This is a genomic window from Bifidobacterium sp. LH_512 (assembly GCF_056356435.1).
The window spans coordinates 384,200-404,085 of record NZ_JBKEUE010000001.1; the positions used below are offsets into that span (position 1 = coordinate 384,200).

Consider the following 19,886-nt stretch of genomic DNA (forward strand, 5'->3'; position numbering starts at 1 on the left):
TTGGCGTGCCGTAGCACTGTCTGAGGCGGTCACGTAATGTGAGCGCATTGTCGGTTCGCAATGTCAGAGAAAGGAGGTTCCGATGGCCAAGGAACAAGGTACGATCATGGTCGCACAAAACAGGAAGGCAAGGCATGATTATGCCATCGAGGACCGCTATGAGGCCGGTCTGGTATTGACCGGCACCGAAGTGAAGTCGTTGCGAGAAGGCCGCGCCTCGCTCGCGGAGTCCTTCATCTCCATTGACCGACGTGGGGAAATCTGGCTGGAAGGCGCGAATATTCCCGAATATCTGAATGGCACGTGGAACAATCATGCCCCCAAGCGCAAGCGCAAGCTGTTGCTGCATGCCGCACAGATCGCGAAACTGTCCCGCCAGATCGAAGCCAAAGGCTACACGATTGTTCCGTTGAGCCTGTATTTCAAGGATGGCCGGGTCAAAGCGGAGATCGCGCTTGCTCGAGGCAAGAAGGAATACGACAAACGTCAGGCGTTGCGTGAGGAACAGGATAAGCGCGAAGCACTGCGCATCATGCGCTACCGCAATATGCGTTCAAGGTGATGCTGCGAAGGCGTGTAACAGCGTCACGCTACGATTGGCGACTATGACACGATGCAAGTCGCTGATTGCGGCCCTGGCCTGCCTTATGATGCTGACACCGCTGGCATCCTGCGGCACGACGGACGCCACCGATACGGATCCGAACATCGAACGCAGCTATGTCGTCGGGACGGTTGAGAAAAACGACGACATAGCCGCGATGCTGCCGGACACGGTGACGAAGGACGGCAAGCTGACCGTCGGTTCGAATCTGACATATGCCCCCGCCGAATTCCTTGCAAACGACGGCAAGACCCCCGTCGGCTATGAAATCGACCTGGCGAAGGCCCTTGGGGACGTGTTCGGACTGCAGGTCGATATCGTCAACTCATCATTCGATACGATCATCCCCTCGGTGGGCGTCAAATACGACATTGGCATGTCCGGATTCACCGTCAGCGAGGAACGTATTGAAGCCGTTGATTTCGTGACGTTCGCGCGGGCCGGATTGAGCTTCGCGGTACGAAAGGGCAACCCCACCAATGCCGACCCTAAGCATCTGTGCGGCATGAGAATCGCAGTGCAGACCGGTACCGTCGGCGAGACCGTCATGTATGACGCGCAAGACCAATGCATGGCGGAAGGCGAGGATCCCATCGAATTGCTGCCGTACCAGAGTCAGAGCGATGTGACCACGGCATTGGTGGCCGGCCGTGTCGATCTGCTGTATACGGATACGCCGGTGGCGGGATTCGCCGTGAAACAGACCGAAGGACAATTGGAATTGCTTGGCGAAGACGAATCCGTGGAACCAATGGGCATTGCCATCGCCAAAGGGGATGACGCCACGGCGGAGGCGGTGAAGGCCGCCATGGAGGAATTGGCCGCCAACGGCACGTATAAGGCGATTATGGAAGCCTGGGGCGTGGAAGACATCATGATGGATTCCATACGTGTCAACATGTGATTGCGTTTGCGCAATGCATCAGAGGATAAAACAGAGGAGAAGCGATGAGATCGGCGAAGATGAAGGATGGGGAAGGGCTGGATATCCCCAACAGGATCGATGCCCTGCCGGTGAAGCGGCCGGGGTCCGTGGTTGCGGCGGTGATTGTGGCATTCCTCGCCGTTACGCTGCTGTACGGCGTTGCCACCAACGAGCGTTTCGAATGGGATATCGTCTGGAAATACCTGTTCAACGAAAACGTGCTGTCGGGCATCCGATACACATTGGAATTGACGGTGATTTCCATGCTGGTCGCTATCGTTTTGGCCATCATTCTGGCGATCATGCGCAAATCCATCAACCCGGTGCTACGCGGCGTCAGCTGGTTCTTCATCTGGTTCTTCCGCGGAACCCCTGTGTATACACAGCTGGTGTTCTGGGGGCTTTTCTCCGTCCTGGTCCCGAAAATCAGCGTGGGCATCCCGCTCGCTTCCGTCGAATTCTGGAGCATCGACTCGTCCGTGGTCATGACGTCGTTCGCCGCGGCGTTGATCGGGTTATCTCTGAACGAAGCCGCATACCTGTCGGAAATCGTGCGTGCCGGACTTGAAGCGGTCGACCCCGGCCAGGCCGAGGCCGCGCAGGCGCTCGGCATGAGCCGTTCCCTGATTATGCGCCGCGTCATTCTCCCGCAGGCGATGCGCATCATCGTGCCGCCCACAGGCAATGAAACCATCGGCATGTTGAAAACCACGTCGCTTGTCGTGGCCGTGCCGTTCACCCTCGAATTGCAGTTCGCCACCAACGCCATCGCCAGTCGAATCTACAAGCCGATTCCGTTGCTGGTCGTTGCGGCCTTCTGGTATCTCGTCATTACATCCATCCTCATGGTGATTCAGTCGCGGCTGGAACGGCATTTCGGCAAGGGGTTCGAAGCGCGTTCGCTCGGCACGCGTGGCAAACGTCCGCAGCCGGGAAACACCGCAGGCGAGCCGCATAACGACATTGCCAAGCAGAACGAAGCGACTTTCAACGGGTTGACGGCTTAGGGGGAGGGAAAAAAGAACATGAGCGCAATGAACGATGAGAACGATATGATGGCGGCATCACAGGCTTCGGATTCGGTGACGCCAGCCGTCACGGTCACGCAGGTACACAAGGCATACGGCGACTTACACGTGCTCAAAGGTGTGGATCTGACCGTCATGCCCGGTACGGTCACTGTGCTGCTGGGGCCATCTGGTTCGGGCAAATCCACGTTGCTGCGCCTCATCAACCAGCTGGAAACGCTGACCGGCGGCAGCATCGAGGTGGAAGGCGAGCTGATCGGTTACAAACATGTGATCAAAGGCGGCGTCGATCGGCTGCAGACGTTGAACGACAGGGAAATCGCTGCACAACGTTCCAAACTCGGAATGGTGTTTCAACGTTTCAATCTGTTTCCGCATATGACCGCGTTGGAAAACGTGATGGAAGCGCCTGTACATGTGCAGCATATGGACCGCAAGGCCGCCCGTGCTTTGGCCATTGAGGAATTGGAACGCGTAGGCCTTGGCGAACGTGCCGACCATTATCCATCGCAGCTTTCCGGTGGGCAGCAGCAGCGTGTCGCCATCGCCCGCGCTTTAGCGATGAAGCCACGCATCATGCTGTTCGACGAGCCGACGTCCGCTCTTGACCCCGAGCTGGTGGGCGAAGTGCTGAATGTCATGCGCTCGCTCGCCGATGAAGGCATGACAATGATCGTCGTCACGCATGAAATCGCGTTCGCCCGTGAAGTTGCCGATCAGGTGGTGTTCATGGCCGATGGCGTCGTCGTTGAACAAGGCGGGCCGGATATCATCACGAATCCACAGGAGCCGCGATTCCGTGATTTCCTGCAGCATGTGCTATGAGTCTGTGACGCTGAGAGGCGACGGGTCGTGGCGCTTTCGCAATATGCATGACATGTTGCGACGCGTCGCGTTTTTGTACTCGCTTTGCCGTCATGTTACGACTGCGGAAAGATTATGCGTAGGGCGCGTGTTCTGATGTGGCGAAGTACGCCAACAACAGATACTCTGGTAAACCATGTGTGGAATTGTTGGATATGCAGGAAATGTTTCGACCGCGTGCGCAAAGCCTTTGGAAGTGTGCCTTCAAGGCCTTGGACGTTTGGAATATCGCGGCTATGATTCAGCCGGCGTCGCATTAAGTGCGCCCGGCATGGATCATGTGCAGGTACGTAAGAAGTCGGGTCGACTCGCCAATCTGGTCGAGGATCTCGAAAAGAATCCGATGCCCGCCGCGACCGTCGCCATCGGCCACACCCGGTGGGCCACCAACGGAGTCCCCAGCGATGTGAATTCCCATCCGCACACATCGCAGGATGGAAAAGTCGCCATCATCCATAACGGCATTATTGAAAACGCTGCCCAACTGCGTCTTAATCTAATGGCGGAAGGCTACCGATTCTCGTCTGCCACCGATACCGAAGTCGCGGCGAAAATGCTGGGCAAAATCGTCGACAACATCATCGCCGAAGAAGGCAAACCCGACCTGTTCAGGGCTGTCCGTCGTCTGGCCCGTATGCTGGAAGGCACGTTCACCATTCTGGCTACTGATTGCCGCCAGCCCGATATCGTCGTCGGTGCACGTCACGATTCGCCGCTGGTCGTAGGCCTTGGCGAAGGCGAAAACTTCCTTGGCTCCGACGTATCCGCCTTCGTCGCCTACACGAAGAGTGCCATGGAAATCGATCAGGATCAGGCCGTGATGGTATCCGCGGATTCCGTTATCGTCACTGATTTCGACGGCAATGTTGTTGACGATCCGAAAACCTATACGGTGGATTGGGATGCTTCGGCGGCTGAAAAGGGCGGCTGGGATTCCTTTATGGATAAGGAAATCCACGAAGACCCGGCTGCTGTGCAGCGCACACTGCTGGGACGCCTGAACGCTGATGGCGACATCAATCTGGACGAAGTACGTATTGAAGAACACGATTTCAAGTCGATTGACAAAATCGTCGTAATCGCCTGCGGCACCGCGTCGTATGCAGGACTGGTCGCAAAATATGCGATCGAACATTGGGTGCGTATTCCGGTGGAAGTGGAATTGGCTCATGAATTCCGCTATCGCGATCCGATTCTGACGTCGCGCACACTGGTCGTGGCCATCTCACAATCCGGCGAAACCATGGATACGCTGATGGCATTGCGTCATGCACGTGAACAAGGTTCGAAGGTGTTGGCCATCTGCAATACGCAGGGCGCTTCGATTCCGCGCGAATCCGACGCGGTGCTGTACACGCATGCAGGGCCGGAGGTGGCTGTCGCCTCCACGAAGGCATTCGTGGCTCAGATCACAGCAGCCTACGTGCTGGGCCTGTATTTGGCTCAGGCGAAGGGCACGATGTTCCGTGACGAAATTCGTCAGACCTTGGATTCGTTGAAGGACATGCCCGCCAAGATCCAGCGCATTCTCGACACGCAATCCGATGTGATTCGTGAAGCTGCCGAACGTATGGCTGACGCGAAATCCTTCCTGTTCCTGGGACGTTATGTCGGCTACCCGGTGGCGTTGGAAGGCGCGCTGAAACTGAAGGAAATCGCTTACACCTTCACCGAAGGATTCGCTGCGGGCGAATTGAAACATGGCCCGATTGCGCTGGTCGATGAGAATGAGCCGGTGGTGTTCATCGTGCCTCCGTCTCGCGGCCGTAATGTGCTGCACGCGAAGGTGATTTCCGGCATTGAAGAGGTCAAGGCCCGTGGCGCCACCATTATCGCAGTGGCCGAAGAAGGCGATAAGGACGTCGAGCGCTATGCCGACGTGGTGTTCTGGCGTCCGCAATGCCCGACGTTGCTGAGTCCGTTGGTCGATGTTGTGCCGTTGCAGATGTTCGCCATGGATATGGCGAAGATCAAGGGGTATGACGTGGATAAGCCCCGTAATCTGGCCAAGTCGGTGACGGTGGAGTGACGGCTTTCGTGTCGGAGGGCCAGAACGTGCAAGGGGCGTCACGGTCGGGGCGCAGACTGCGGCCGCATCGCTATGTGGTCGAGGAGCCTCGTATTCCCTTTGAATTTGAGCTTTTGTATGTTGACGATAACATTATCGTCGTCGACAAACCCCATTTTCTCGCCACGATGCCTCGGGGGATGTGGTACCGCGAAACCGCGTTGATCCGTCTGCGTGAACGTTTCGACGAGCCTGACATCACGCCGGCGCATCGGTTGGATCGTCTGACTGCGGGCGTCGTGGTGTTCGTGCGTAAGCGGGAGCTGCGCGGCGCCTATCAGATGCTGTTCCAGGAGCGTCGCACCACCAAGACATATGAATGCCTAGCGCCGCTACGCCCAGTGTCAAGGCCGCGTTACGGCACCGTTCGTCGGATCGACTCCCGTACGCCGTTTCCGTTGGAACGCAGTTCCCGTATCGTCAAGGAAAAGGGCTTTCTGCAGGCGTACGAGGAACCCGGCGTCGTGAATGCCCGGACTGTCATAGAACGTGTCGGTGCTGTACCGGGACGCTGCGGCGTCGCGGAATACGTGCTGCATCCGCACACGGGCAAGACGCATCAGCTCCGCGTGCACATGAATTCACTGGGCCTTCCGATTCTTGGCGACGATTTCTATCCGACGATTCGTAAACATCCGTACGACGATTTTCGTCATCCTTTGGAGCTGATCGCCCGCACGTTGGAATTCACCGATCCGATATCGGGGAAGCCTCGGCGCTTCGATTCGCATATCGAACTGGGGCAGACGATGGAGAGCGTGGATATGACGTCACCGACGGTGTGTGCGATCGGGTGCCCTCCTGAAGGAGCTGAATTGACCCGGTATTCGGGGCGGATGCGCCAGCGTTGAACGCATGGCTTTTTGCCGCAGGTTGTGCCGTAAAGCCGTTGGGCATGGCCTGATGTGCCCCGCCCTGCCGTGCCCGACGGTCAGCTCGATGACGGCGTGATGGGGCAGCTTCCCCGTCGGGGTGGTGGCGTCAGGACAAATCCCTGACCGACTCCCGCACCACCAATTCGGCGGGGACCACGTGTTTGACGCCACTCGGCACATGTCTGCCGTCGCATTGCGCCTTGACCATGTCGAAGGCCTTGTATCCGATCTGATGGAACTTCATGCGCATCGTCGTCAGATTCAGCCTTGGGACCATGCCGATAAGCGAATCGTCCACACCTATGACGCTCACATCGTCGGGAACGCGCTTGCCTGCGGCCTCCAATCCCTGGATGGCGCCGTATGCCATCTGATCGTTAGCCGCATAGACGGCGGTACAATCCGCTTCGTGAGCCAATGCCAGCCCTGCCTGATAGCCGCTGTCGGCCTCCCAGTCGCCGATGTACGTGGGTGGGACTCGCTTGCCGAACTGCTTGAGCGCATCCTGCCAGCCTTGTGCGCGGCTGGCGGCAGCACGGGAGGATGCTGGGCCTGTGATGTGATAGACGGTCTGATGGCCTTTGCTGAGCAGATATTCGACGATGGCGGTGGAGCATCCGTATTGGTCGGCGTCGACGGTGGGGCAGTGGTTCGCCGGATCTTCGGAGATGAGGACGACCGGCAGCTCCGGGCTTGGCCTGAAATCGTCGAAATCGGGGGCTTGCTTTTCGAGGATGACGATGACGCCGTCAACCGGCATCTGCCTCATCTGATTGACGGCATGCTCCAACGTGTACTGCCTGCCCTCGTTCATGGTCTGCAGCGTGACGGCATATCCGCTGGCATTGGCTGCTTCGGTGATGCCGTTGAGAATGCGTGCGTCGCCGAAGGACGTCATGTTTGACAGAACGACGCCGATGTTGTTGAACTTTCCGTGTTTAAGCGATCTGGCGGCGTAGTTGGGGCGGTATCCGAGACGCTCCATGGCGGCTTCGACGCGTCTTCTGGTCTCCGGTCGGACCGCGGCGCTTCCGTTGGCGACGCGCGATACTGTTTGCGATGACACGCCAGCTTCCCTGGCGACGTCCTGCATGGACGCGGGCTGAGGGCGTTCCATTTTGTGCCTCCTTACACACCTGTCGATATATCCATGATAACCGATGCGGCACAAAGTGTTTTAGTCATCATTGCATCGCTGTGATCCGCTGTGACTCGTTGATGACACACAGTGTTCTGGTGAAAATTTTACATGTGTTATGATGATAACGTAAACATTTAGAAATGCCCCGTGTCGCAGTGGTGCGGTGGCCGACCTTCGAAGGAGAGGGGTGCCAGGAGATGTCGTCTGTGCAGTCGTCCGAAGCCTCGGTACGCGTGAATAGGCATCACGCGGATTGGCGTGGCTGGAAGTTCATGTGGCCGTTCTCGGTGGTGTTCGTATTCGTGTTCATCGTGCCGATCGTGTACGCGATCTGCATTTCGTTCTTCCAGAAGAAGATGATCGGCGGCACGGTGTTCTCCGGTCTGGACAACTATGCGCGCCTGTTCCAGGATACGCAGTTCTGGTCGTCCGTGGGACGTGTGGCCCTGTTCACGATCGTGCAGGTGCCGATCATGCTGTTCTTCTCGGCTGTGATGGCGTTGTGCATCGATTCGATGAAGCTGCACGGCACGAAGTTCTTCCGCATCTCGACGTTCCTGCCGTATGCGGTGCCTGCGGTGGTCTCGACCCTGATCTGGGGCTTCATCTACGGCGCGAAGTACGGTCTGGTCGGTTCCCTGAACGACCTGCTCGGCACGAATATCGATGTGCTCGCCCCGAGCGTGCTGCTCGCGTCGATCGGCAACATCGTGACGTGGGAGTTCGTGGGCTACAACATGCTGATCTTCTACAGCTCCCTGTCCACGATTCCGCATTCCCTGTACGAGGCCGCGTCCATCGACGGCGCGTCCGAATGGCAGATCGTCAAGTCCATCAAGCTGCCCGAGCTGAAGGGCTCTCTGGCCATCACGGTGATCTTCTCGATCATCGGTTCGTTCCAGCTGTTCAACGAGCCGAGCATCCTGCAGAACATGGTGCCGGGCAACGCGGTCACGACGTACTACACCCCGAACATGTATGCGTACAACCTGAGCTTCTCGGGCAACCAGTCCAACTACGCGGCCGCTATGGCGATCGTGATGGCCGTGATCACGATGGCCATCGCGTATGCGGTGCAGCTCAACAGCATGAAGGAGCAGATGAAGTGAGCGCTACTACGGATACCGGCATGGATTTGAAGGCGATGGAGAAGGCTGCGAAGAAGGCCGAGAAGGAGCGCCTCAAGAGGGTGGCCCGCGATGAGGCCGCCGAGCGCAGGAGGGCCGCGAAGAGCGGTTTCGCGAATGTGGCGAACCCGCGCAGGAGCACTTTGATGACCGTGCTGTGCGCGATCTTCGCGGTGTACTGCCTGTTCCCGTTCGTGTATCTTGTGATCAACGTGACGAAGACGCAGGCGGACTTCACGTCCACGTTCGGCCTGGGCTTCGGCAAGAGCTTCGCGCTGTTCGACAACATCAAGACAGTGTTCACCTATCAGGACGGAATCTTTGCCCGCTGGTTCCTGAACACGATTCTGTACGTCGTGGCCGGCGCCGGCGGTGCGACCCTGCTGGCGATTATGGGCGGCTACGCGCTGGCGAAGTTCCGCTTCCCGGGCCGCAAGGCCGTGTTCGCGGTGATCATCGGCTCGATTTCGGTGCCGGGCATCGCGCTGGCCGTCCCGCAGTTCCTGCTGTTCGCCAAGCTGGGTCTGACGAACACGCCGTGGGCCATGATCATCCCGAGCCTGATCAGCCCGTTCGGCCTATACCTGATGTGGATCTTCTCCGAGCAGGCCGTGCCGACCGAGCTGCTCGAAGCGGCGCGCGTGGACGGCGCGAGCGAGTTCCGCACCTTCTGGACGATCAGCCTGCCGCTGCTGGCCCCGGGCATCGTGACCTGCTCACTGTTCACGATCGTGGCGACCTGGAACAACTACTTCCTGCCGTTGATCATGTTGAAGGACGCGAACTGGTACCCGTTGACGATCGGTCTGAACCAGTGGAAGGACCAGGCGTCCACGGCCGGTGGCCAGGCGATCCAGAACCTGGTGATCACGGGTTCCCTGATCACGATCATCCCGCTGGTGATCGCGTTCCTGCTGCTGCAGCGGTATTGGCAGTCCGGTCTGGCCGCCGGCGCTGTCAAGGAATGATTCAACGGTCATGACGTTGCGTACGTACGGGCCTCATCTTCGAGATCGGATGTGGGGCCCGTGCGTGTGTCTGATATCCATTTTTTCGGTGTCGTGCCGTACCTGTGCGATCGCGGCATGATAAGACAGGGAGGTCTTTGATGAACAAGCACAGAGCATTCCGATGGCCGAAGCCATTGGAGGGGCAGCAAGCCCGAATCTGGTATGGGGGCGATTACAATCCTGACCAGTGGCCCGAAGAGGTATGGGACGATGATATCCGTCTGATGCGGCAGGCCGGTGTCAATCTGGTGTCGGTCGGCATCTTCTCGTGGTCGAAGATCGAACCACGTGAGGGCGTATACGATTTCGATTGGCTTGATCGCATCATCGATAAGCTGGGCAAGGCCGGCGTTGCCGTCGATTTGGCTTCTGCGACCGCTTCTCCGCCGATGTGGCTGACGCAGGCGCATCCGGAAGTTCTCTGGAAGGATTACCGTGGCGATACCTGCTGGCCCGGGGCTCGTCAACATTGGCGTCCGACCAGCCCGGTCTACCGTGATTACGCGCTGAATCTTTGCCGCAAGATGGCCGAGCATTACAAGGACAACCCCTACGTGGTCGCTTGGCATGTCGGCAATGAATACGGTTGCCACAATCGTTTCGATTATTCCGATGATGCGATGTACGCGTTCCAGCGTTGGTGCGAAAAGCGTTATGGCACCATCGAGGCAGTGAACGAGGCGTGGGGGACGTCCTTCTGGGCCCAACGCATGAATGATTTTTCCGAAATCATTCCTCCCCGCTTCATCGGCGACGGCAATTTCATGAACCCTGGTAAATTGCTGGACTGGAAGCGGTTCAGTTCGGATGCCCTGAAGGACTTCTACATCGCCGAGCGCGACGTTCTGGCCGAAATCACTCCCGATCGCCCCCTGACCACGAATTTCATGGTGTCGGAGAGCGGCACCGGTCTGGACTATGACGATTGGGGCTATGAGGTCGACTTCGTGTCCAACGACCACTATTTCGTGCCGGGCGACATGCATCTGGACGGATTGATGTATTCGGCCTCTTTGGTCGATGGCATCGCGCGCAAGAATCCGTGGTTCCTGATGGAGCAGTCCACCGGAGCGGTGAATTGGCGTCCCATCAACTACCGCAAGGAGCCGGGGCAGCTGGTACGCGATTCCCTTGCCCATCTGGCCATGGGTGCAAACGCCATCTGCTACTTCCAGTGGCGTCAGTCGAAGGCCGGCGCGGAGAAGTTCCACACCGCCATGGTCCCGCATACAGGTGAGAACAGCCAGGATTTCCGAGACGTGTGCGAGCTTGGCGACGACCTGCGGCGATTGGGCGATGCGGGATTGCTGGATACCAAGCTGGCCAAGTCCAAGGTCGCCATCGTGTTCGACTATGAGAGCCAGTGGGCCACGGAGCACACCGCTACGCCAAGCCAGCAGGTTCATCATTGGACCGAGCCGTTGGATTGGTTCCGTGCCTTCGCCGATCATGGCGTAACCGCTGACGTCGTGCCGATCCGAGGTGCATGGGACGGCTACGAGGCTGCCGTGCTGCCGAGCGTGTATCTATTGGACGAGGCCAATACGAAGCGGGTCCATGACTACGTCGCCAATGGCGGAAAGCTGTTCGTTACATACTACACGGGCATTTCCGATGAGCGGGATCACATTTGGCTGGGCGGATATCCCGGATCCATTCGTGACGTCGTCGGCGTACGAGTCGAGGAATTCGTGCCGATGGGCAAGGACGAATTCCAGGCGATGGACCATCTGGACCTGAGCAACGGTGCGGTGGCGCATGATATGGCCGATTGGATCACCTCTGTGGAGGGCGATACCAAGGTGCTGGCTACCTACCGTGCGGACGCGTGGACAGGCATGAACGATGTTCCCGCGATCACCGTCCATCCGTACGGCGAAGGCAAAGCCGCCTATGTGGGATGCCGTCTTGGCCGGGATGGACTGGCCAGAAGCCTATCCGAATTGTGCGAGGCGATGGGATTGGACCTTCCGTCGGATTCCGGTTCCCTGATGCGCGTGGATCGCGTGGGCGAAGACGAGGGCTCTCCGACGTTCACGTTCCTGTTCAATCGTACGCACGACACGGTGGACGTGCCCGTGGAAGGCGAAGCTCTCGTGGCCTCGTTGGCTGCCGTGAGCGATGGCACGGCGTCGATTCGTCCTAATGGTGTGTTGGTGCTGAAACATTGATGCCGAACCGGTCGACGTCGGGATGGCCGGTTGCAGTCTCGACGTCTTCGATGCACTGTCCGTAGCATATATACACATGAAGCGGGCGGCGCGACTTGGTGGTCGCGCCGCCCGCTTCATGTATGCGTCGTTGTCAGCGGGTCGAGAACTCGACGGCCGTCCACGCGATCGGAGGCATGCCGAAGCGGATGGTTCCATCCTTGAGGGAGACCTGCAGCGGCCGGGGGACTACCGCATTCGGATCGTCCGCGGAGTTCTGGCGATGCGGGTCGTCGTCGTGCAGGACCTTGGACGCGTCGATACGCAGCATGTCCGGCGCCGCGCCGGGCAGCGAGGACAGGTCGACGGAGACCGCGTGCGGGGAGTCGATGTCGCGGTTCACCGCCAGCAACAGGCCCTTTCCCGATTCCTCGTCCCAAGTGACGACCGCATCCACCGCGGCGACGTCGCCGTAGTCCTCCGTATGGATCGTGGGTGATTCGATGTCCGGGGCGTATGCCGTGCCGCCTGCGTGCAGAGCCGCTTCCGCGAACGGATAGAACACGGTCTGACGCCATGCCGGTCCGTTCGGCTCGGCCATGATCGGCGCGATCACATTGACCAGCTGCGCGCGGGATGCGGAGCGGACGCGGTCGCAGTGCTTGAGCAGCATGATCATCAGGGAGCCTTCGACGACGGCGTCGGCCGCGGAATAGATGTCCTCCAGCAGATGCGGGGCCTTCGGCCAAGGGTCCGGATGCAGTCCCTCGCCTGCGGCTGCCTTCCAGTCGGCCTCCTGCTGGTTCCAGACGTCGGAATACCATACGCCCCATTCGTCGAAGCTCAGGGCGATGTCATGGTCTCCGTCGTGCGCGGCCCTGGCTTCGTCGGCGCATTGGGTGACGGTGGCGATGAAGCCTCGCATGTCTTCGGAGCATGCCAGATAGTCCTGCAGGTTCTTCGCGCCGCGCTCGTAGTAGTAGGCATGGCAGGAGACGAAGTCGAGGTTGTCGTACGCCTTTGTCAGCACGGTCCGCTCCCAATCTCCGAACGTCGGCATGTGGGCGCTGGAGGATCCGCAGGCCACCAATTCCAAACCGGACTCGGCGAGCTTCATAGCGTGGGCGACCTTGTCCACGGCGGACGCGTATTCCTCCGGCGACATGTGTCCGACCTGCCAGGGGCCGTCCATTTCGTTGCCGATGCACCACATGCGGATGCCCATTGGCTCCTCGATGCCGTTGGCGACACGGCGGTCGGCCAGCTCCGTCCCCGGCGCGCCGTTGACGTACTCCAGTTCCTCGAGCGCTGCCTTCAGTCCGCGGGTGCCCAGATTGACGGCCAGCATGATTTCGGTGCCGGCTTTCTGGCTCCATCGATAGAAATCGTCGATGCCTACCTCGTTGGTCTCGGTGCAGTGCCATGCGAGGTCGCGCCTTACGGGGCGTGACGCGCGGGGGCCGGTGCCATCCTCCCAGTTATAGGCGGAGACGAAATTGCCTCCCGGATAGCGCACACAGGTCACGCCCAGCTCCCTGACCAGATCGAGCACGTCCTGACGGAAGCCGTGCTCGTCTGCGGTCGGGTGCGTGGGTTCGTAGATGCCGCCGTATACGCAGCGTCCGAGGTGCTCGACGAATGAGCCGAACATGCGGGAGGGAACGTCGGCCACGGCTTTGGCGTGATGCAGGGAAACGACCGCATCCGTGTCCATGGCCGGATTGTTTTTATTGTTTTCGTAAGACATGTACAACATGGTAATACACATATTTTTTTTATGGCCGCGTGTTGTTTGCGCAAACATCATTTCGGTGCTAGTGTGTTTGGCAACGGCACGGCTGATTGATACGGGATCGCCGGCCGAAGCCAACAGGAAGGAAGAACGATGAAGTTCAATAAGCGTGTCATCGCCATGATTGGTGCAGCCGCCATGCTCATGCCGCTTGCTGCATGTGGCTCGGACAATGCATCCAACGCCGGTACAGCCGATAAGTCCGACGAAAAGGTCGAACTGACTGTGTGGGCATGGGATTCCACCCTTGCGCGCACTGTGAAGGGTTTTGAGAAGGAAAATCCGAACATCAAGGTCACCATCACCAATGCAGGTACCAACAAGGATGAATACCTTGCTCTGAACAACGCCATGGAAGCAGGCTCCGGCGCTCCGGACATCGCCCAGATTGAATACTACGCGCTGCCGGAATATGTTATCCGCGGCTATGTCTCCGACCTGTCTGATTACGGGGCATCTGGCTATTCCGACTTCTACACCCCGGGCACCTGGAGCTCCGTGAACATCAACGGCGGCGTGTACGCATTGCCGATGGATTCCGGCCCGATGGCCTGGTTCTACAACAAGGAAGTCTTCGACGCGGCCGGTGTTGACCCGACCCAGGTGCGTACGTGGGATGACTTCTATGAGGCCGCCAAGAAGATTCGTGCCACCGGCTCCTACATCACCTCCGATTCCGGCGATGCCGGCTTCTTCGATTCCATGACCTGGCTGGCCGGCGCCGCTCCGTTCGAGACCTCCGAGGACGGCACCACCGTTTCCATCAACCTGACAGGCGATAAGAACGTCCAGACCTTCATCGACTTCTGGCAGAAGATGATTGACGAAGACCTCATCGATACCAAGACCGCCGGCTGGACCGATGAATGGAACAAGGGCCTGAACGACGGCTCCATCGCCTCCCTGCTTACCGGCGCCTGGATGCCGTATAACCTGCTCTCCGGCGCTCCGGACGGTGACGGCAAGTGGCGCATCACCCAGATGCCGACCGCTGACGGTTCCGAAACCAACTCCGAGAACGGTGGCTCTTCCCTGGCTCTGATCAAGACCGACGACTCCGCCAAGGACGAAGCCGCATACAAGTTCATGGAATACGCCTGCCACAACGCCGACGGCATCGGCGTGCGCGTCGATGGCGGTGCTTTCCCGGCCGATAACGACACTCTGTCCTCTGATGACTTCCTGAGCATGACCAGCCTGACCGACGCCGACGGCAACGCTCACGAGTACTTCGGCGGACAGAAGTTCAACGAGGAGCTCGCCAAGGCCGCTGCCAACGTCTCCACCGGCTACAAGTTCCTGCCGTTCGAAGTCAACGCCCGTAACGTCTACGCCGATCATGCCGGCGCCGCCTTCACCGACAAGTCCATCACTCTGGAGAAAGGCATCGCCTCCTGGGAGAGCGCTCTGAAGGAGTACGCTACCCAGCAGGGCTACACCGTTAAGTGACGGCTCTCATAGGTCCGCTTAATCCATAGCGTTCCGAATGTGACCATAGTGGGCACGGCCATCAAGGTCGTGCCCATTTTTTTATGCATCACATGGCATCACGCAAACACCATCGTCATATCGGTACTGTTGTGACGTTTCGTCCTGTCCCCAAGTCTCCAAACCGTCATATCAGTACTGGTATTACATTTCCAGCTCTATGGCGTACACTACGACGGTATATTGCAGCCTGTGACATTGGCTGTTGCCCGACGAATAACCAAATGCGGCCGCGTGAATCATCAATGGCTGCGATAAAGGAGCGATATGCCGAAACAACGATTCGGTCGATTGATGGCGATTTTCTGTACGGTCGCCATGTTGTTCGGCATCGCCTCCTGCGCGCAGACCGATACCCGCACCACCATCACCGTATGGTCGTGGGAGCCGAGCATGCAAGCCGTCATCGACGGTTTTGAAGCGGAAAATCCCGACGTGCATGTGATCTGGAAAAACACCAGCGGCTACAACAATCTCAACGACGCCATTCAAGACGGATACGGCATGCCTGACGTCGCGCAACTTGAATATTACGCCCTGCGACAGTATGCGGTCAGCAGTCAGCTGCTTGATATTACTGACAGGGCGGCCGGATACGGCGATTTCTACACGCCCGGCACGTGGAGCTCGGTGCAGTTGAATAATCGTATTTATGGCCTGCCCATGGATTCCGGTCCGATGGCATTCTTCTACAATGATGACGTTTTCCGCCAGGCTGGCGTGGACGCGTCGAAAATTCGCACGTGGAACGACTTTTACGAAGCGGCGAAAAAGCTCAAGGAAATCGGCGTATATATTGCCGCGGATTCCGGTGATGCCAGTTTCTATTCGGCGATGATCTGGCTTTCCGGCGGACGTCCCTATCAGGTGTCCAATGATGGCCTGAACGTGACGGTGAATCTGACAGGCGACGAAGGAACGCAGGATTTCACTGAATTCTGGCAGAAAATGATTGACGAAGGACTGATCAACACGAATCTGACCACATGGTCCAATGGGTGGAAGCAGGCTTTGGGCGAAGGCAGTGTCGCTTCGGTGTTTTCCGGCGCATGGATGCCGTCGCTGCTGCTGGCTGACGTGCCGGGGTCTGCAGGATTGTGGCGTGTTGGGAAAATGCCGACTTCGGACGGCAATGCTGCCAATGCGGAGAACGGCGGATCTGCGCTGACCGTATTGCAGACGTCGCGTAAGCCGGAAGCCTCATATCGTTTTATCGAATACGCCTGCCATGAGGCGGCCGGCATCAAAGCGCGCGTCGACGGCGGCGCTTTTCCAGCCGACAATAATACGTTAAATAGCGAGGAATTCCTTTCCAAAACGACCATTACCGATGCGCGCGGCATCGAAATCCCGTATTTCGGCGGGCAGGAATTCAATAAAGTGCTTTCCGACGCCGCGGAAGACGTGTTGACGGGCTATCAGTATTTGCCGTTTGAAGTGTATGCGCGCAATGATTTCAAAAATACCGTTGCTGCGGCGTACAGCTGGTCGACGGAAATGCTGAAATTGAACAGGCGTTTGGAATCAGTGGAATCCCGATTGCAGATTTTTGAAGCGATTAAAGCTGCGAAAAAAGTGGCGGCAGCTGCTGATACTGCGAAATCGTCGGATACTGGGAACCCGTCTGATACCGATAAGTCGTCTGATACAGAGAATTCATCAAATCCGTCCAATGGTGATTCGTCTGCTGCTGATTCAGCTGATGCAGCCACTAATTCCGACAGCAATTCGTATTCCATGATTGATGACGAAACTATTGATACGACGATTGCTGATTTGACTGAAAAGAAGCGCGGCATCAAACAGGAAATCAAGGATTTGAAGACTGAAGAAATCAGTCTGATGGACGGGTTGTCATCCTGGCAGCGCGATCTCAAAGAGTACGGTGGCAATCAGGGCTTCGTCATCCAATAACAACGTATTCCGTGGGCCCATGATGTTTGCTTCTCTGATTTGGGAGCCTGACATTTCCGTCACCGCGCCCTTTTTACGATATGTGTTTTGCTGAGGTCCGCGAAGCCGTCGAATCCGCGTGGTTTTAATGGCTTCGGGAATGCGATTCCGTGAGGTTGAAAACCGTGATTTCCCTAGGAAATTTACGTTTCTGCGGTCCTGGAAGAGCCTAAAACGTAAATTTCCTAGGGAAATCACGGAAGGCGTGTGGCCGAATCAGTCGGCGTTGCGATCGTAGATGGTTTTCATGCCTTTGAAAATCAAATCCGGATCGTACACGTCTATCAGCATGGTGTCGTCTTTGAAGATACGGCCCAATCCACCGGTGGCGACGACTTGGAAATCCTCTCCGATTTCAGCATGGAACTGTTGGATCGTCCGTTCGATGCCGCCGAGATAGTTGTAATACAGGCCGGCTTGCATTGCGGTTTTCGTCGCCGTCGCGAGGATTGATTTCGGACGGGTGATTTCGATTTCCGGCAGTTGCGCGGTCTGACCGGAAAGCGCAGCCGCGGCGGTGCGAATGCCGGTGGTGACCAGTCCGCAAGTGATGGTGCCTTCAATGTTGACGTAATTGAAGGTCGTCGCCGTGCCGAAATCGGTAACCAAAACCGGGCCGCCATATGTGTAGAAAGCGCCGGCGCAGTCAGCCAAGCAATCGGCTCCCAACGACTTGGGGTCATCCATGCGGATGTTCATGCCGGTTTTAATGCCGGGGCCGATAATCATCGGGTCGATATCAAGGAATTTCACGATACTGGCGCGGAAAGAGTGCATTACCTTCGGTACCACCGATGCGATGATCACATCATCGACGTCATCCGGATGATAGCCGCTCAATGCGAGGAACTGCGTAATCATCAGACCGTATTCGTCCGATGTGTGCTCAGCTTTCGTCGTAATGCGATACGTGCCGACGATGTCGTTGTCTTCCATGAATCCCAGCACGATATTCGTATTGCCTATATCCACAGCAATAAGCATGCATCCCCCTTTGTCGTCGGCCTTGACACGAATGCTTCCGATGTCTCAGGTCGGAATGTTTACAGTATATCGTCGTATGTCAGGCCAGGGGGTGGGTTAGACTGAAACGCGGCGGTCGACCTTCATGGCGGCCAGCCGAAGCAAATAAGCAAGAGGAAATAACAAAGCCATGCATCGCTGCAGGCGACGTCGCAGGCCACGGCTGAGAGATGACCGTGAAATACAAGGGAATACAAGAACCATGACACAAAACAATGGTGTGCACGCAAACAGCGGCACAACCACAAACACTCCTGCATCCAGCACCGACGCTTCACTTGAAGCGCGGGCGAAAAACAAGAACACAAACCAACCGAAGCGCCCATGGCTTGTGGCGCTGATTGCTGTCGTCGCCGTTATCGCAATCATCATTGGGTGGAACGTGTTCAGGCCAAAGGAAACGGCAAACAGCGAAAGCGGTGCCGCCGATACCGTCACCATCGGTCTCAAATTGGCGCCGACCAATCTTGACATCCGCAATACCGCAGGCTCGGCCCTTGACCAAATCCTCATCGGCAACGTCTACGAAGGCCTTGTTGCACGCGATAGCGACAACAATGTCGTGCCTGCCATCGCGAAAACATGGGAAAGCAACGATGACGGCACCGTCTACACTTTCCACCTCAACGAAGGCATGACCTTCTCGAACGGCGACGAACTCAATGCCGACGATGTGGCATGGTCCATCAACGAACTGATCGACAAGGAATACCATGATTCCACGTCGCTCACCAACTTCGAATCCATCACTGCCGTCGACAAGAACACCGTCGAACTGCGTCTGAGCGCACCATATTCGAATCTTTTGTGGACGCTGACCGGACGCGCCGGCCTTGTGTTCGACAAGGATGCGCAGTATGACGCGAAAACCGAAGCGGTCGGCTCCGGTCCGTACCTCGTCGAAAACTTCACTGCCAACGACTCCGTCACTCTGAAGGCCAACAGCAGGTATTGGGGCAGCAACAAGGCGAAAACCGAAACCATCGTCATCAAGTATTACGCCGATGACAACGCCGCCGTGAACGCGCTCAAATCCGGCGACGTGCAGGTGCTGGCGCCAATCAACGCCTCCCTTGCTGACACTTTCGTTGAAGACAGCGAACATTACACCGTTCAGGCCGGCGACGATACCGACAAATATGTGCTCGCCTTCAACAGCACCGGCGAAAAAACCTCCGACAAACGCGTGCGTCAGGCCATCCGCTATGCCATCAACCATGAAGAAATCATCGCCTCGCGTGGCGGCGCCGACGTGGTCCTCGGCGGCCCGATCCCGTCGCTCGATCCCGGCTATGAAGACCTGACCGACGTATACCCGTACGATGTCGACAAGGCCCGGGAACTGATGTCTGAAGCCGGTTATTCCACCGATAACCCGCTGAAACTGACCCTGACGTATTCGAATACGTATCCGAATGAAATCGGCGACCAGCTGCGCTCGCAATTGAGGGGAATCGGCATCGACCTCGACGTGCAGATCGTGGAATTCTCCACTTGGCTGCAGGACGTCTACACCGACGGCAACTACGACCTGTCACTTGTCGATCACAACGAAAGCCACGACTTCTACCAGTGGGCCACGCCGGACTACTACTACCACTATGACAACAAGGAAGTGCAAGATCTGTACGACCAGGCCATCGCCGCGACCTCCGACGAGCAGCGTGACGAGCTGTTGGCGAAGGCCGCCCGCATCGTGTCCGAAGATGCGCCCGCCGACTGGCTGTTCAACTATCGTGTGACCACCGCGTGGGCGAACGGCTTGGAGGGCTTCCCCGTAAACCTCAATCAGACGCTGCTGCCGCTGTATAACGTCGTATACAACGCGCAGTGATCGG

The 19,886-nt window shown here is 57.7% G+C and carries 14 protein-coding genes and 1 pseudogene; 12 read left to right on the plus strand and 3 right to left on the minus strand.

What is annotated here, in order from left to right; all coding sequences use genetic code 11:
• Positions 1 to 82 precede the first annotated feature (82 nt).
• The 6 genes and pseudogenes from smpB to AC1AWD_RS01705 all read left to right on the plus strand — a co-directional run.
• Positions 83 to 562 (plus strand): SsrA-binding protein SmpB, encoded by a 480-nt coding sequence (smpB, locus tag AC1AWD_RS01680; protein ID WP_476563323.1) that lies wholly within the window; start codon positions 83 to 85, stop codon positions 560 to 562.
• A 43-nt stretch (positions 563 to 605) separates the two neighbouring features.
• Entirely contained in the window at positions 606 to 1,508 is a 903-nt protein-coding gene (locus tag AC1AWD_RS01685; RefSeq protein ID WP_476563324.1) for an ABC transporter substrate-binding protein, read from the plus strand.
• 44 nt (positions 1,509 to 1,552) lie between these two features.
• A complete protein-coding gene (locus AC1AWD_RS01690; protein WP_476563325.1) occupies positions 1,553 to 2,536 on the plus strand; it encodes an amino acid ABC transporter permease in 984 nt (327 codons plus the stop codon).
• 18 nt (positions 2,537 to 2,554) lie between these two features.
• Positions 2,555 to 3,382 carry an amino acid ABC transporter ATP-binding protein gene (locus AC1AWD_RS01695; protein ID WP_476563326.1) on the plus strand — a complete coding sequence of 276 codons (828 nt, stop codon included), beginning with the start codon at positions 2,555 to 2,557 and terminating at the stop codon, positions 3,380 to 3,382.
• 175 nt (positions 3,383 to 3,557) lie between these two features.
• On the plus strand, positions 3,558 to 5,450 hold the full coding sequence (glmS, locus tag AC1AWD_RS01700) for a glutamine--fructose-6-phosphate transaminase (isomerizing) (protein WP_476563327.1): 1,893 nt from the start codon (positions 3,558 to 3,560) through the stop codon (positions 5,448 to 5,450).
• Positions 5,451 to 5,524: 74 nt separating this feature from the next.
• Positions 5,525 to 6,232, plus strand: a pseudogene (locus AC1AWD_RS01705) (pseudouridine synthase); the annotation flags it as partial.
• A 238-nt stretch (positions 6,233 to 6,470) separates the two neighbouring features.
• On the opposite strand, the gene AC1AWD_RS01710 reads toward AC1AWD_RS01705, so the two are convergent.
• Positions 6,471 to 7,481 (minus strand): LacI family DNA-binding transcriptional regulator, encoded by a 1,011-nt coding sequence (locus tag AC1AWD_RS01710; RefSeq protein WP_476563328.1) that lies wholly within the window; start codon positions 7,479 to 7,481, stop codon positions 6,471 to 6,473.
• Positions 7,482 to 7,702: 221 nt separating this feature from the next.
• Between AC1AWD_RS01710 and AC1AWD_RS01715 the strand changes: the two genes are divergently transcribed.
• The 3 genes from AC1AWD_RS01715 to AC1AWD_RS01725 all read left to right on the plus strand — a co-directional run bounded on the left by AC1AWD_RS01715 (position 7,703) and on the right by AC1AWD_RS01725 (position 11,813).
• Positions 7,703 to 8,614: a carbohydrate ABC transporter permease gene (locus AC1AWD_RS01715; RefSeq protein ID WP_476564526.1), complete on the plus strand. Its 912-nt coding sequence runs from the start codon at positions 7,703 to 7,705 to the stop codon at positions 8,612 to 8,614.
• 20 nt (positions 8,615 to 8,634) lie between these two features.
• Entirely contained in the window at positions 8,635 to 9,600 is a 966-nt protein-coding gene (locus AC1AWD_RS01720; protein WP_476564528.1) for a carbohydrate ABC transporter permease, read from the plus strand.
• A 140-nt stretch (positions 9,601 to 9,740) separates the two neighbouring features.
• Positions 9,741 to 11,813 (plus strand): beta-galactosidase, encoded by a 2,073-nt coding sequence (locus AC1AWD_RS01725; protein WP_476563329.1) that lies wholly within the window; start codon positions 9,741 to 9,743, stop codon positions 11,811 to 11,813.
• A gap of 133 nt (positions 11,814 to 11,946) precedes the next feature.
• Here AC1AWD_RS01725 and AC1AWD_RS01730 read toward each other — a convergent pair whose 3' ends face one another.
• Entirely contained in the window at positions 11,947 to 13,506 is a 1,560-nt protein-coding gene (locus AC1AWD_RS01730) for an alpha-N-arabinofuranosidase (protein ID WP_476564530.1), read from the minus strand.
• A 171-nt stretch (positions 13,507 to 13,677) separates the two neighbouring features.
• On the opposite strand from AC1AWD_RS01730, the gene AC1AWD_RS01735 reads away from it, so the two are divergent.
• Together AC1AWD_RS01735 and AC1AWD_RS01740 are read left to right on the plus strand one after the other, a co-directional pair.
• Positions 13,678 to 15,033: an ABC transporter substrate-binding protein gene (locus tag AC1AWD_RS01735; RefSeq protein WP_476563330.1), complete on the plus strand. Its 1,356-nt coding sequence runs from the start codon at positions 13,678 to 13,680 to the stop codon at positions 15,031 to 15,033.
• A 306-nt stretch (positions 15,034 to 15,339) separates the two neighbouring features.
• Entirely contained in the window at positions 15,340 to 16,986 is a 1,647-nt protein-coding gene (locus AC1AWD_RS01740; RefSeq protein ID WP_476563331.1) for an ABC transporter substrate-binding protein, read from the plus strand.
• Positions 16,987 to 17,241: 255 nt separating this feature from the next.
• Here AC1AWD_RS01740 and AC1AWD_RS01745 read toward each other — a convergent pair whose 3' ends face one another.
• Positions 17,242 to 18,009: a type III pantothenate kinase gene (locus AC1AWD_RS01745; protein ID WP_476563332.1), complete on the minus strand. Its 768-nt coding sequence runs from the start codon at positions 18,007 to 18,009 to the stop codon at positions 17,242 to 17,244.
• A 241-nt stretch (positions 18,010 to 18,250) separates the two neighbouring features.
• Between AC1AWD_RS01745 and AC1AWD_RS01750 the strand changes: the two genes are divergently transcribed.
• Entirely contained in the window at positions 18,251 to 19,882 is a 1,632-nt protein-coding gene (locus AC1AWD_RS01750; protein ID WP_476563333.1) for an ABC transporter substrate-binding protein, read from the plus strand.
• Positions 19,883 to 19,886 lie beyond the last annotated feature (4 nt).

Excerpts from the sequence above, each read along its gene's own strand:
- AC1AWD_RS01750 (WP_476563333.1), top strand. The coding sequence starts at position 18,251 with ATGACACAAAACAATGGTGTGCACGCAAACAGCGGCACAACCACAAAC.
- AC1AWD_RS01725 (WP_476563329.1), top strand. The coding sequence starts at position 9,741 with ATGAACAAGCACAGAGCATTCCGATGGCCGAAGCCATTGGAGGGGCAG.
- AC1AWD_RS01740 (WP_476563331.1), top strand. The coding sequence starts at position 15,340 with ATGCCGAAACAACGATTCGGTCGATTGATGGCGATTTTCTGTACGGTC.
- AC1AWD_RS01710 (WP_476563328.1), bottom strand. The coding sequence starts at position 7,481 with ATGGAACGCCCTCAGCCCGCGTCCATGCAGGACGTCGCCAGGGAAGCT.
- AC1AWD_RS01690 (WP_476563325.1), top strand. The coding sequence starts at position 1,553 with ATGAGATCGGCGAAGATGAAGGATGGGGAAGGGCTGGATATCCCCAAC.
- glmS (WP_476563327.1), top strand. The coding sequence starts at position 3,558 with ATGTGTGGAATTGTTGGATATGCAGGAAATGTTTCGACCGCGTGCGCA.
- AC1AWD_RS01715 (WP_476564526.1), top strand. The coding sequence starts at position 7,703 with ATGTCGTCTGTGCAGTCGTCCGAAGCCTCGGTACGCGTGAATAGGCAT.
- AC1AWD_RS01745 (WP_476563332.1), bottom strand. The coding sequence starts at position 18,009 with ATGCTTATTGCTGTGGATATAGGCAATACGAATATCGTGCTGGGATTC.
- AC1AWD_RS01735 (WP_476563330.1), top strand. The coding sequence starts at position 13,678 with ATGAAGTTCAATAAGCGTGTCATCGCCATGATTGGTGCAGCCGCCATG.
- AC1AWD_RS01730 (WP_476564530.1), bottom strand. The coding sequence starts at position 13,506 with ATGGACACGGATGCGGTCGTTTCCCTGCATCACGCCAAAGCCGTGGCC.
- AC1AWD_RS01720 (WP_476564528.1), top strand. The coding sequence starts at position 8,635 with ATGGATTTGAAGGCGATGGAGAAGGCTGCGAAGAAGGCCGAGAAGGAG.
- smpB (WP_476563323.1), top strand. The coding sequence starts at position 83 with ATGGCCAAGGAACAAGGTACGATCATGGTCGCACAAAACAGGAAGGCA.
- AC1AWD_RS01685 (WP_476563324.1), top strand. The coding sequence starts at position 606 with ATGACACGATGCAAGTCGCTGATTGCGGCCCTGGCCTGCCTTATGATG.
- AC1AWD_RS01695 (WP_476563326.1), top strand. The coding sequence starts at position 2,555 with ATGAGCGCAATGAACGATGAGAACGATATGATGGCGGCATCACAGGCT.